Annotated in this window: 11 protein-coding genes and 1 pseudogene; 1 reads left to right on the top strand and 11 read right to left on the bottom strand. The window is 68.6% G+C overall.

The features are described 5' to 3' along the window. Window position 1: 1 nt before the first annotated feature. The 4 genes and pseudogenes from CP976_RS35010 to CP976_RS34995 all read right to left on the bottom strand — a co-directional run. Entirely contained in the window at window positions 2-781 is a 780-nt protein-coding gene (locus CP976_RS35010) for an exodeoxyribonuclease III (protein ID WP_150483919.1), read from the bottom strand. Window positions 782-833: 52 nt separating this feature from the next. Beyond that, on the bottom strand, window positions 834-1,469 hold the full coding sequence (locus CP976_RS35005; protein WP_150483918.1) for an MBL fold metallo-hydrolase: 636 nt from the start codon (window positions 1,467-1,469) through the stop codon (window positions 834-836). 37 nt (window positions 1,470-1,506) lie between these two features. Continuing rightward, window positions 1,507-2,811, bottom strand: coding sequence for a bifunctional 3-oxoadipate enol-lactonase/4-carboxymuconolactone decarboxylase PcaDC (gene pcaDC / locus CP976_RS35000; RefSeq protein ID WP_150483917.1), 1,305 nt, complete (start codon window positions 2,809-2,811; stop codon window positions 1,507-1,509). Between the two features lie 32 nt (window positions 2,812-2,843). Then, window positions 2,844-3,169 (bottom strand): annotated as a pseudogene (locus tag CP976_RS34995) (transposase); the annotation flags it as partial. 705 nt (window positions 3,170-3,874) lie between these two features. On the opposite strand from CP976_RS34995, the gene CP976_RS34990 reads away from it, so the two are divergent. Further along, window positions 3,875-7,492: a DNRLRE domain-containing protein gene (locus CP976_RS34990; protein WP_150485630.1), complete on the top strand. Its 3,618-nt coding sequence runs from the start codon at window positions 3,875-3,877 to the stop codon at window positions 7,490-7,492. A 72-nt stretch (window positions 7,493-7,564) separates the two neighbouring features. Here the strand turns inward: CP976_RS34990 and CP976_RS43080 are convergent, their stop codons facing one another. The 7 genes from CP976_RS43080 to CP976_RS34950 form a co-directional block, all read right to left on the bottom strand. Beyond that, window positions 7,565-8,227: an SMI1/KNR4 family protein gene (locus tag CP976_RS43080; RefSeq protein ID WP_167537477.1), complete on the bottom strand. Its 663-nt coding sequence runs from the start codon at window positions 8,225-8,227 to the stop codon at window positions 7,565-7,567. Window positions 8,228-8,817: 590 nt separating this feature from the next. Further along, window positions 8,818-9,306, bottom strand: coding sequence for a GNAT family N-acetyltransferase (locus CP976_RS34975; protein WP_167537476.1), 489 nt, complete (start codon window positions 9,304-9,306; stop codon window positions 8,818-8,820). Between the two features lie 184 nt (window positions 9,307-9,490). Continuing rightward, window positions 9,491-10,417 (bottom strand): alpha/beta hydrolase, encoded by a 927-nt coding sequence (locus tag CP976_RS34970; protein ID WP_229875287.1) that lies wholly within the window; start codon window positions 10,415-10,417, stop codon window positions 9,491-9,493. A 197-nt stretch (window positions 10,418-10,614) separates the two neighbouring features. Continuing rightward, window positions 10,615-10,875 (bottom strand): DUF3817 domain-containing protein, encoded by a 261-nt coding sequence (locus tag CP976_RS34965; protein WP_308429994.1) that lies wholly within the window; start codon window positions 10,873-10,875, stop codon window positions 10,615-10,617. A gap of 35 nt (window positions 10,876-10,910) precedes the next feature. Continuing rightward, window positions 10,911-11,378, bottom strand: a complete 468-nt coding sequence (locus CP976_RS34960; protein ID WP_150483911.1) for a hypothetical protein — start codon at window positions 11,376-11,378, stop codon at window positions 10,911-10,913. A 99-nt stretch (window positions 11,379-11,477) separates the two neighbouring features. Further along, entirely contained in the window at window positions 11,478-12,344 is an 867-nt protein-coding gene (locus tag CP976_RS34955; RefSeq protein WP_167537475.1) for an SDR family NAD(P)-dependent oxidoreductase, read from the bottom strand. After that, entirely contained in the window at window positions 12,341-12,631 is a 291-nt protein-coding gene (locus tag CP976_RS34950; RefSeq protein WP_150483909.1) for a hypothetical protein, read from the bottom strand. The genes CP976_RS34955 and CP976_RS34950 overlap by 4 nt, the downstream gene beginning before the upstream one ends. Window positions 12,632-12,810: the final 179 nt, after the last annotated feature.

The following is a 12,810-nucleotide window of genomic DNA, read 5'->3' as shown; positions in this document are numbered from 1 at the left end:
TCTAGACGTCGAGGTCCACCACGACCGGCGCGTGGTCCGACGCGCCCTTGCCCTTGCGCTCCTCGCGGTCCACGTACGCGTCCTTGACGGCCTTCGTGAACGGCTGGTTGGCGTACACCAAGTCAATGCGCATGCCGCGGTTCTTCGGGAAGCAGAGCTGGCGGTAGTCCCAGTACGTGAACGGGTGCTCGTACTTGAGGGGCCGCGGGACCACGTCGGACAGACCGGCCTCGCGCAGGGAGGCGAGGGCCGCTCGCTCGGCCGGGGTGACGTGGGTGGAGCCCTCGAAGGCCGCGCGGTCGTAGACGTCGTCGTCCGTCGGTGCCACGTTGTAGTCGCCCATCACCGCGAAGGGGCGGCTGCCGGACGCGTCACCGGCGACGGCGGCCTTGAGGGCCTCGAACCACTGGAGCTTGTAGGCGTAGTGGGGGTGGTCCACCTCACGGCCGTTGGGCACGTAGACCGACCAGACGCGGAGCGGGCCGCACGTCGCCGAGATGGCGCGGGGCTCCACCGAGCCGTCGAAACCGGGGTCGCCGGGCAGGCCCTTGACGACGTCCTCGATGCCGACGCGGGACAGCACCGCCACGCCGTTCCACCGGCCCGTCGCGTGGACCGCCGCCTCGTAGCCCAGCTCGCGCAGCTGCTCCGTCGGGAACTGGTCCTCGGCGACCTTGGCCTCCTGGAGACACAGCACGTCCGTGCCGCTGCTCTCCAGCCAGGCCAGGAGCCTCGGCAGGCGGGCGGTGATCGAGTTCACGTTCCAGGTCGCGATGCGCATGTCCCACAACCTACCCGGCGGGTCTGACAACGCGGCCCGGTGCCCCGGAGCCTCAGACCTCGGCGGAGTCTCCCGGCGTCAGCCGCAGGTGCTCCGAGCCGCCGAGCTGCCCGATCTGGCGGTCGTAGATGGGGCGGGCCAGGTCGGTGAGCAGGGCGTCGTGGATGTCGTAGGCGCGCTGCGGCCTGACCTCGCGGACGTAGTCGATGACCTCGGAGATCTTGCTCCAGGGGGCCATCACCGGGAGCATCAGCGTCTCGACCCGGTGGCCGGGGACGGTGAGGGCGTCGCCGGGGTGGAAGACCTTGCCGCCGTCGACGAGGAAGCCGACGTTGGTGATCCGCGGGATGTCCGGGTGGATCACCGCGTGGAGCTCGCCGTGGACCTGGACCTCGAAGCCGGCGGCGGTGAAGGTGTCGCCGTGGCCGACGGTGTGCACGCGGCCGGGGAACGCCGAGGAGATCTTCTCGGCGACGGACCTCAGGGTCCAGATCTGCGCGGCCGGGTTGTCCTCCATCGCGGCGCGCAGCCGGAACTCGTCGAAGTGGTCGGGGTGCTCGTGGGTGACGAGGATCGCGTCCGCGCCGAGCGCGGCGTCCTCCTCGCTGAACCCGCCGGGGTCGAGGACGAGGGTGCGGCCGTCCTTCTCGAGGCGGACGCAGGAGTGCGACTTCTTCGTGAGCTTCATGGTTCCATCCTGCCTCCGCGCTCCCCCGCGGACTCACTCACTCCTGGGGCGTGGTCTCCTCGCGGATGACCTGTTGGGCGACCTTGAACGCGCTGTTCGCCGCCGGGACGCCGCAGTAGACGGCCGCCTGGAGCAGCACCTCCTTGATCTCGCCCGGGGTGAGTCCGTTGCGCAGCGCCGCTCTGGTGTGGAAGGCCAGCTCGTCCAGGTGGCCGCCGGCGACCAGGGCGGTGAGGGTGACGCAGCTGCGGGTGCGGCGGTCGAGGCCGGGGCGGTCCCAGATCTCGCCCCAGGCGTAGCGGGTGATGAATTCCTGGAAGTCCCCGGAGAACTCGTCGGCCTGCGCCAGCGCCCGGTCGACGTGCGCGTCGCCCAGCACTTCGCGGCGGACCTTGAGCCCGGCGTCGTAGGGGTCGGGCCGTCCCTGGGGCTGCTGCGGTACGACCGGGGCGATCTCGGCGACGGGCCCGGTCTGGACGGGCTGGGCGGGGGCGGCGGACAGGACCGGCTTGACGGCGGCCGCGGGCAGGGCGGTCTGGCCGGTGGAGGTCTCGAAGGCGGGCTGCCAGGCGGTGGAGAAGTGCCGCACCAGCAGGTCCGTGACGGCCGCGGGCTGCTCCACCGGAACCAGGTGGGAGGCGCCGGGGACGACGGCGAGGCGGGCGTCCGGGATGCCGGCGACCAGGGTGCGGGCTTCGGCGGGGCCGGTGACCTGGTCGTCCGATCCGACGAGGACCAGGGTGGGCACGCCCACGCGTCCGAGCTCGGCCCGGACGTCGAACGAGGCGAGCGCTTCGCAGGCGGCGATGTAGCAGCCGGGGTCGGTGGTGCGCACCATCTGCACGGCCCACTCGGTGATCGCGGGCTGCGCGGCGGCGAACCCGCCGGTGAACCAGCGGTCGGGGGCCGTGCGGGCGATGGGGTCGAGCCCGTTCGTCCGGACGATCACCCCTCTCTGCCGGAACTCGTCGGCCGTGCCGAAGCGGGGCGAGGCGGCGATCAGCGCGAGGGACGCGAGCCGCTCGGGGTGGCGCAGGGCCAGCTCGATGCCGACCGCGCCGCCGAGGGCGCAGCCCGCGTAGCCGAAGCGCTGCACGCCGAGCGCTTCGAGGGTGGTCAGCAGCCGTGTGGTGAGGTCCGTGACCGAGCCCGCCGGGTACGCCGGGGCGCCGCCGTGTCCCGGCATGTCGAACCGGAAGACGCGCCACTGCTTGATCAGCTCGGGGATCTGGCGGTCCCACATGTGCCATGTGGTACCCAGTGAGGGACCCAGGATCAGGACGGGAGCCTCTTCTGGCCCGTCAAAGCGGTATTGCAGGGTGTTCGGTGGTGTCTCACTCACGCCTCAGACCCTCTCACGTATCACGGACGCCCCTATAACGGGGGGACGCTCGATTCCTGACCGGGTTGAAGACCTCTTGGGGCGGCATTTCGCTTGAGGCATCGGATGATCTCACGGCGGGTCTCCCCTCCTGGGCGCAGCGTTCGTAGTACGCCTGGGTGCGGGGATCGAAGCGCAGCCGGGTGAACACGATGCGGTGCAGGGCGGCGTTGGCCTGCCGGTCGCCGCCGCGGTTGAGCGGACGCGAGCTCCGACGGCCGGAGGAGTACTCGATGGGACTGACTCCGCACAAAGCAGCGAAGGACGCCTCGGTGTTCAGCCGTTCGGGGTTGTCTCCCATGGTGATCAGGAGCGGCGCGCGCAGGCGCGGAACAGCTGACGGTTACCCAGGCTGGACAGCGGTGTCACCCCCTGCGCACGGCGACAGAGGCTGCCGCTGAGTCGCCTCTGCGGTGCACAACCTCGAAGCCGACCTCAGGAGATTTTCGTTTCAGGCAGCTCGTCATGCGGGCGGCCGGCCTTATCCAGCGCATCAGACCGAGGAAGTGTCACACCCCCCGGCAAGTAACGCTGATCACATCACTTTTAAGCCACAGTGCCATGGGGGCACGCAAAGCCGGGAGGTGCATGGTTCGCGCACTGCACCGCTCCCGACGGCCTGCTACCCGGAGCACCCGCTGTGATCCATCCGACGTTTGGCACTGCACACTCCACTGCTGCCAAGCGCGCCTCCGAGCATGGCAGTTGACGCACGCGTGTGTCCTGAAATCAGCTTCATCGATATTGATCTTCCTTCCTAGGGTCCTGCCCGTCTGCGCGGTCTCGCACAGGCGTTTGAGCTGACCTATCAGGAAGGACACGGCACTTCGTGTATCCATCCAGACAACCGACCACGCCAAGACGCAGACGACGCAACCGGCTCGCGGCGGCCGCCGCGCTGCTGCTCATCGCTGAGGCCGGCATCGCCGCCACAAGCCACGCCGCTGCGGCTCCCGCTGCGGAGGGCACCGGCGAACCAGCCAAGGTTTCTCAGCCGTCCAAGGCAGACATCCTCAAGGCCGACATGGAATGGGCCGCCCAGCACGCCAAGGGATCGAAGGCGTGGGCGATCCTCGAGGCGAAGAAGACCGGCAAGAAGGTCGTCGCCTACGACGAGACGACGGCCACCTCGTACACCGTCGCCAACCCCGACGGATCGCTGACCACCGAGCTGACGTCCGGACCTGAGCGGGTCTGGCGCGGCGGCAAGTGGCGCAAGGTCGACGTCACCCTGACCAGGGCCGGCGACGGCACCGTGAAGGCGAAGGAGCACCCCAACGGGCTGCGCCTGGCGGGTAAGGGCGGTACCGCGCCGCGCTCGTTGGCCGCCGCGCAGGACGCCGCCCCGCGCGATCTCGTCACTCTCGGCAGTGGCGATCAGGCTGTGACGCTGCAGTGGAAGGGCGGTCTTCCCGCGCCGGAGCTGGACGGCACCACGGCCCGCTATCGCGAGGCCGTTCCCGGCGCTGACGTCATCGTCGAGGCCACACGGACCGGCTTCGAGCAGTTCGTGGAGATTGACAAGAAGCCCTCCGGTTCCTACTCCTACACGCTGCCGGTCAAGGCCAAGGGCCTCAAAGCCAAGGCGAACAAGGACGGATCGCTGACATTCATCGATGCCAGGACCGGTGACCGGCGCGCGACGATGCCGGCGCCGGTCATGTGGGACGCCTCGGTGGACAAGCAGTCCGGCGAGCACACGCGTCGGGCCCGCGTCGACATGAAGGTCGTGAACAAGGGCACCGGTCGCATCGACTTGGTCGTCACGCCCAGCGCGGACTTCCTCGCCGACCCGAAGACGAAGTACCCGGTCACAGTTGACCCCTCCACCTCTGCGCTGGCGTCCACGTTCGACACCTACGTGCAGCGCGGCGAGACCGTCGACTGGTCTGCCGACACCGAGCTCGACTTCGGCAACCCGGGCACCACCAACGCCGACGGCACGACACGCGTGGCGCGGTCGTTCATCCACTGGAACACCACGCCGATCCAGGACGCGTTGATCATCGACACGAACCTGGCATTGTGGAACTTCCACTCCGGCAACACAGAATGCACCGCACAGTCGTGGACCATCTGGGACACCACCGCGGCGTCCACGTCGTCGCGGTGGACCAACCAGCCCACCTGGAACCAGCAGTACCACTCCTCGACGCAGACCCGCGGCAACCCGAGCTGTACCAGCACCCAGCCCGACGGGTGGATCAACGCCGACGTCGACACGCTCGTCCAGGCCTGGGCTTCGGCGAAGGTCACACGCGGCTTCATGGGCCTGCGCGCTGCCACGGACGACACCCGCGACTGGAAGCGCGTCAACTCCGGCAACGCCACATCGAACCAGCCGAAGCTGACCGTGAACTACAACTACCGTCCCTCGGACGGTACCGACCGCCAGGCCGGGGCACCTTTCAAGTCGTATGCCGGTGTATGGGCGGTGAACACTACGACCCCGACACTGCGGGACACCTTCACCGACCCCGACGGCGACACTGTGAACGGCACCTTCCAGGTCTACGACGCAGCCACCAACACGCCCATCACCACCCCGGCCGGCGAGGGCCTGATCGTCTCCGACTTCGTCGCCTCGGGCGCACCGGCCAGTGTCACCGTCCCCGCAGGTCAGCTCCAAGACGGCAAGACCTACAAGTTCCGGACCAACGCCTACGACGGCACCCACTACAACCTCGGTTGGTCACCGTGGACGCAGTTCGTCGTCGACACCACGGAGCCCGGGGAGCCGTCCCCCGTGACGTCCGCCCAGTACCCCGAAGGCAGCTACAGTGGCGGCGCCGGACAAGCTGGAACGTGGACGGCAACCACCGTCAATGATGCGAACCGGCTCGAGTACCGAGTGGACGGTGAGGACCCCGATCCCGACGCGGGTGCAACCGGAAGCGGTACATGGCGGACGGTCAACACCACCTCGACGACCTCCGGTACGACCGGCTCGTTCGCGGTGACGCCCGCCACCGACGGCGCCCATCACGTCGAGACCCGGGCCATCGACCGCGCCGACAACGTCGGGACGACCAACGAGTACGGGTTCCTTGCGGGTACTGCGCCTGCGACCCGGGCCCACAAGGTCGACATCACCCTGAACAAGCCAGACCCGGCCGCAGCCGACCCGGCCGACTGGAACAACCCCTACCCGGCGTTCGGCTGGGACGGCTGGAACACAGTCACCAGCTCGGGCACCGTCCAGCAGGACGCGCCCGCCCTGCTTTCCCCGAAGCAGAGGACGACCAAGGCCGGCGACGCCACCATCACCATCACACCGTTGAAGAAGCGCACCGCCAGGGCAGCTGAGGCGATCAAGAAGCAGAAGGCTCGCGAGCAGAAGGCCGACACCGGCAAGACCAGTACGCAGACCGTCACCCCAATGGGCGCCGCTGCATACACCGGCCCCATCCTTGACAGCTCCTGGTGCGACACGACCCTCACCGCCCAGAAGTCCTTCATCCGCCGCAGTGAGGCGTGCCTGCTGTTCTCCTGGAACGTCAAAGGCAACAACGGCACGAAGGACTACTACCAGGACTTCGAGCTGATGTGGCAGTTCAAGCTCGATCCTACGGGCAATACGATCAAGCACTGGCTTCAGATGACGCCGCTCCCCAGCGGGATAACGGACCAGTGGCCGTCATCTCCCAAGGCCCTGGCGTTCAACATCCTGGCCTCATGTGTCAACGGCGGCTGCGCGGACAGCGACACGGGCTTCGACTGGGAGACAGGCCGCACTCCCACATGGACGTCCGGCGCGGATTCCCACATCGCCCAGGGCAACGCCGAAACGACATGGGACGGCAGCGTGGCCAACGCCTCCGGCTCCAAGGACAAGGACCTGTCCCGGGAGATTCCGCAGCTCATTCAAGGGATATTGACCACGGACACGCCGAACATGGTGGTGACGGACAATCACGGCACCTCTCCGGCGGCCATCCCCGCGCGCTGCGACAAGGTGTACGGGGCCGGCGGCTGCGTGATCAAGAACTACAGCCCCGGCTACTCGATGAACTCCAAGAGGTACCCGTCCGCCGCAGCACACGCCTGGCTGATCCAGAACAAACTGACACCAGAGTTCTTCGGGCAGACGCCGGTCACGCCGCTGCACTACATGCCATCCAAGACCCGCAACACGGCCGGTGCCACCGGGACCGGGCGCAGCGAGACCGCCAACCGCTACCGCGTATGCCGTGGTGCCACGGCGAACAGGATGGTCTACCACCCCAGGACGGTGCTGCACCCCGCTCTGGCCTCGTCCAACAGTGACATCCGTTCCTGCGACGAGTACACGTTCAACTCCACGTACGAGTCAGCGGGCATGCCGACATCTGAGGGGGGCCTGAACCCCAAGCCGGTGTCCGACGCGCTGCAGGGACGCGAGTGTGTGCAGACGTACGAGACCGAGCCGACCGCCGGAACGTACAAGCTCTACGACGATGAACGGTTCGCCGCACCGACATGGGGGGAGACGTGCGGCCGATCATCGATGTCCCGCAATGTCAACTCCGGCTCCATGTCCCACTGGGGAACCTTCGCATCCACCTTCCGGGTGCTCGACAAGGACACCTACTGGGTCGACATCGACGGCTTCCAGGACTGCGATGCGGCCGCCGATGTAGTCAGGTGCGCGCAGCGACCGTGACCGCCTGCCGATCGTGAACATCCCAGGCCCCCGGCCCGATCCCACCATCCCGGGCCGGGGGCCTGCCCCCAGTCAACCAGCGACCGGCATCCAACCGTCTTCCTCGGGCATGACGTCCTCCTCGTACCAACCGAGTCCGTCACCCGTCGGCGACAGGTAGGGCCGCAGCCCCAGGACACGCGTGGGGCGCCCTTCGGCCAAGGCGGCAACAGCGTCCTCCAGCCAGTCGGCCAGCCCCACGCCTTGCGGGCTCAGCTCCTGCGCGTCCGCCCACGTCCCCAGCACACCGGTTGCCGGATCGAGATATGTGCCGCTCAGCATCGCGTCGTTGGCGCTCGCTGTCACTGGCACATAAGGCACGCGCCCCCCGGCCATGATCTCCAGCGGCCCGCCGTGCACGCTGATCACATGCCTCAGCGGAAGCCACGCCTGGCCGGTGGGCATGAAGTCGACCGCGTTCGCCTGCCGATACCACGGATCATCATCTCCGCGGGGCGAGATGGGCTGCTCGCCGAACTCCTCCAACTCGACGCCGCGCACGCCGTCATGGATCCGGTACAACGCCCGCAGTTCCGCCGGGAACCGCACGCCGATGGCCTGCTCGGCACTGTCGATCTGAGCATCTGCCGCACCTGGTCGCAGCAGGCCGCACGAAACCGGCGCATGCTCGCCCAGCCACGTGCTGAACCTTTCCCACGCCCGCTCGAGTCGGTCATGGCCTGAACGGTCACTCATTATCGCTCTCCGAATCGGAACACAGGGAGCTGACAGCCACGACTTCGAACTCCCGATCACCGGGTCGGGCTTCCGTGACGGCCTCTCTCCCTGCCTCTGGCGACGGATGACAGGACGGTGACGGGCTCTGCACCGGTTCGGTCCACTCAGCCGCCCCACCTGGGTCCACAGACTGTTCGTGGGTGCCGGCGTTCAGCACCTCCGTGGCCACTCCCCCTGCGACAGCGACCACTGTGGAGGCCGCCACGAGCCAGCGACGCGCCCGCCTCACCCGAGTCCGGCCCCGGGCGTTGTCGTCGGTCACGCCGGTACCCTCCCCATGCTTGGAATCATGCAACTCAACACCGTACAAGCGTCGGGGATTCTTTCCAGGTGGAGTGGAGTGCCCCCGAAGTTCCGACACCTGAACACCGGATGTTTCCTCCTCTCCGAGAAGTGATCAAGGGGTGGCGACGGGGAAGCACGGACAGGACGAGGAGTAGGCGTAGTCGGTGTCCGACAGATCGCGGCGCTGGGACGCGGACTCGGTACCTCCTGCATGCCGGCCACCATGCAGGCGAAGCCGGTGCCCCGCCAACCGGCACACCACGTCATTCCGAAGGAAGGCGAAACTCGAATTCGGGACGGTCCCACGGCACGGCAGGCGGGTTCGCAAACGCGGTCCCGGTCCGCACCGCACCAACACGGTGGTAGAAGTCCTCGGCAAGCGAATGCGACACGACATGGACACGGTCGAGCCCGGCGGCACGAGCCTCGGACTGCATGTGCGCCACGAGCAGCCGTCCAATACCCCGTCCTTGCGCTTCGTCGGCGACGAACAGCAGATCGAGCTCCGGTGGCGCGAGGACGAGCGAGTAGAACCCGAGAACGCGGCCTCCATGCTCGTCAGCGCCGACGGCCACAAAGACGCGGTGGGCCTCGATGTAATCAGGACCGACCCGGTAGCCCGCCACTGCGGCTGCGTACTTACCCGCGTAGGCGCCTGAGCCACGCACGAGCCGCGTGAGCCGTTTGGCATCCCGCGCGACGGCCCTCCGTATCGTGATCGGCTGACTGATCGGGGAAGTGCGTGAACCCATCGGGAGAGTATTTCGCACCGGGGAGTGCCTTCCTGCGGCGGGTCGGCTCCGCGCGGAGGTCCCCGTCGGAACGGTTCCTGGCGGGCCTCGCCGTGTCACAAGCGATCACAGGCGTGTCACCAACCCCGCAGACATGCTCACGCCACAAGGCCCTGACCTGGACCCGGCATCGGAGGAAGGGACGCTACTTCTTCGTGTCGGAGGCTGTGTGCAGACGGCTGCGGATGGCCTCTGCGGCCTCAAGTGCCGCGGCTCGAAAGCGGGTCGAGAGCGCGAAGAAGCTGAGATAGCCGTGGACGAGGTCGGCTTCGCGGTGCAGGACCACCTCCGTGCCCGCCTGCCGTAGTTTCTCCGCGTAATGCTCGCCCTCATCGCGGAGCGGGTCGAATCCGCCGGTGGCGATGTAGGCAGGCGCGATCGACGCGTCCACCTCACCCAGAAGGGGGGAAAGGCGCGGATCGGACCGGTCGGCTGCTTGGGCGTACTGGTCCTGGAACCAGTCGATTTCGCGGTCGGTGAGCAGGAACCCTTCGCCGAACAGGTCCCGCGAAGGATGGCGCCCGGTGAAGTCGGTGGCGGGGTAGAACAGGAACTGGTGTGAGGGGCGCGGGCCCTCCCGGCGGGCGGCGAGCTGGGCGAGTACGGCCGAGAGGTGAGCGCCGGCGCTGTCGCCCCCGACGGCGATGCGCGCCCGGTCGACACCCAGGGCATCGGCCTGTCGGTGAGCGTGCTCGAACGCGGCCAGCGCGTCGTCGAGGGCTGCCGGGAAGGGATGTTCCGGGGCCAGACGGTACTCGACCGACATGATCTTCACCTGCGCGTGGTGCGCGAGGAAGGACACAAGGGAGTCGTAGGAGGTTCGGCTGCCGATGACCCACCCTCCGCCATGGAAGAACACCAGCAAGGGGGCCGGCGTACTGAGGTGGCTCGGCGTGTAGAGCGTCGCGTGAAGGTCGCCACCGGTGGTGTCGATGGCGAGGTCTTCGCTGATGACGTCTTTGAAGCGGGGCCCCTCCAGCGCGTGTCGGCCGCTCTCGAGGGCTGCGCGGGACTCCCCCGGCGAATCGTTGACGACGAGTGAGACGCCGCCGCGCCGGCTCATCTCGGCCATCAGCTGGGCGTCGAGGGCGAGTGTCTGACCGTCGAGACGGACAACAGGGCCTGCTATGCGTCTCTTGACAGTCTCGGGAATCCGGAACATGAGCCGCATGACGGTCCTCTGGATCCGCGCCGAAAGGGTGGGGCCGCTCGCATCGGTTCGGGGTGGGGGCATCTGAGTGGCCTCTGGTTCTGGCAGCGGTGACAGTGCTACGGCGTCTGTGGGGCGGTGCCGGCCCGTGCCTGGGGGGTGGGGAGGCCACGCAGGGCGAGCATGCCGCCGATTCCGGGGATGACGGCGAGTGCGACGGCCGCGGTGGTGCGCTGTCTGTCGCGTATGACGGCGCCGATGCTGAACAGGTAGGCGCAGCCGTGGACGGGGCCGGTCAATGACGCGACGGCTGGTACGTGCACGGTGAACAAGTTGGTCAACAGGACGATCAGCGAGACGAGTTCCACGGTGGCTGCCACGCGCAGAGGGTGACGGGCGGTGTTGTTCGGCATGGTCACGCTCCCGTCGTCGAACCGGGTCGGACGATCATGAGGACGGTGACGGTGGCCCACAGCAGGTTGAACAGGCCGGTGTACATACCCAGTTGTGCCGTGTGACTGCGGTCGACCACCTGGTGGCTGCCGAGTTGGCCGAGAAGCGCCTCCTGGCGGGGGAGGACGAGGGCGACGAGGATGCCGGCGGCCGCCGCGGTCAGGACCATGGACGTGATGAGCCAGGCACTGCCGAGGACGCCCATGACGGCTGCTGTGGCCATGCCGAGAACCGGCACGGCCAGCCCGAGAGTGGCGTAGCGGCGGCAGATCCGGTGGAGCAACCGGACGGTGGTCGCGGAGGGTGCTTCGGCTGCGGATTCCTGCGCTGCCTTGCGTACCGCGGGCGGGAACATGCTCGCGGCCACGGTCACCGGCCCGATGGCGATGATGGCGGCCAGGACGTGCAGGACGAGGAGGACTTTACTCATGGAAGTGCCTTTGACGTGACGAGGTGCGGTCGGTGCGGTCGATGCGGTCGGGGCTCGACGGCCGCATGGGTTGCCGGCCGGCGCGGATGTGGAGGGGGTTCATCGGCCGGTACTGCTGTGACGGCCTGTGCTGGAGGCGGAGCCCGGGGCCGGCCGGCGCGAACTGGTCAAGTCGGTGGCGAAGTCCCACAGGGCGGCGCCGAGCTGGCGGGAGGGCAGCTGAGGCGACGCCTTGGCGGGCCGTGTGCGGGTGTAGTAGGTGCCCGCCAGGGGGCCGGTACGCGAGGCGAGGTGCACCAGGCGGGCGGCGCCCTGGTCCGGAGTGTCGGTGAAGGGACGTGCCAGCACCTTCGTGACGGCACCGCGCTTGCCCAGGGAGCGGCCGAAGCCGGAGGCGATGATGCCAGGGTGGAAGTCGCCGACATCGATGCCGCGGTGGCGGCGGCCGTATTCACGCAGGAGGATTCCGGCTGCCAGCTTGGAGCGGGCGTAGGCGCGGTGCCCGGACACTCCCTGGCGGCCGCGGGCCAGGTCCTCGAGAGAGTGCAGTCCGATGACGGCGTTCTTGTGAGCGCGGGAGTTGGTGGCCAGGATGCGCCCGCCCCGCAGGTGGTCCGCGAGCAGCAGCATCAGCAGCCACGGGCTGAGCACGTTGACCTGGAAGGTGGCGTCGATGCCGTCGGCGGTGTGCCGGTCCGGCATGACGGCACCGGCGTTGGCGGCCAGCACGTCGATGTGGTGCGTGGCACGCATGAGCTCGTCGGCCAGGCGGTGAACGTCCGCCAGTTCTTCGAAGTCGGCCGTGTACCAGGGGGCGTCGAGGGCCTCGGCCACCTGCCGGGTGCGCCGTTCGTCGCGCCCCACCAGATGGACAAGGGCGCCTTGCGCGCGCAGGCGGACGGCGGCTTGTGCTCCGATCCCGGAACTGGCGCCGGTCAGGACGACGGTCTTGCCTCGCAGGTTCACGCCGCACGCCCCGTCCGCGCGCCGCTGACAGTGGCAGGCCCCTTGCGGCCCGCCCGCCACGGCGGATCACCCAGCGCGCGGATCGCCGCACCCTGTCCCGCCACGGCGCGGGATCCCGATGACAGGTCGTCGCCGGCCGCGCCTTCCCCCGTGCTCAGGCCGGTCGTGGTGGCGTCCCACGCTTCGGCCCGGCGGGCCTTTGCCGTCACCTGACGGCCACGGGCCGGAGCCTGGCTGACGACCTGGTACTCCAGACCCCTGTCGGCTCCGGCTACGAGCAGTCGCATGACCCCGCACACCTCCACGTTGGAATGGGCGAACCTCTCGCTGCGTCCCGGCCGGCCACGAGGCAGCATCTGCCGGGACTGGATTCCTGCCAGAGGTCGAAGGCGGGGCTGGCGCCGGTGGGTGCCCAGACGGTCCTGCTGTGCCGCCGGCAGCGCGATGTTCATGATCCGTCCGTATC

Source organism: Streptomyces coeruleorubidus, from assembly GCF_008705135.1.
GTDB lineage: Bacteria > Actinomycetota > Actinomycetes > Streptomycetales > Streptomycetaceae > Streptomyces > Streptomyces coeruleofuscus.
Note: the sequence above shows the minus strand (reverse complement) of the source record. Positions and strands in the feature narration are given on the sequence as shown.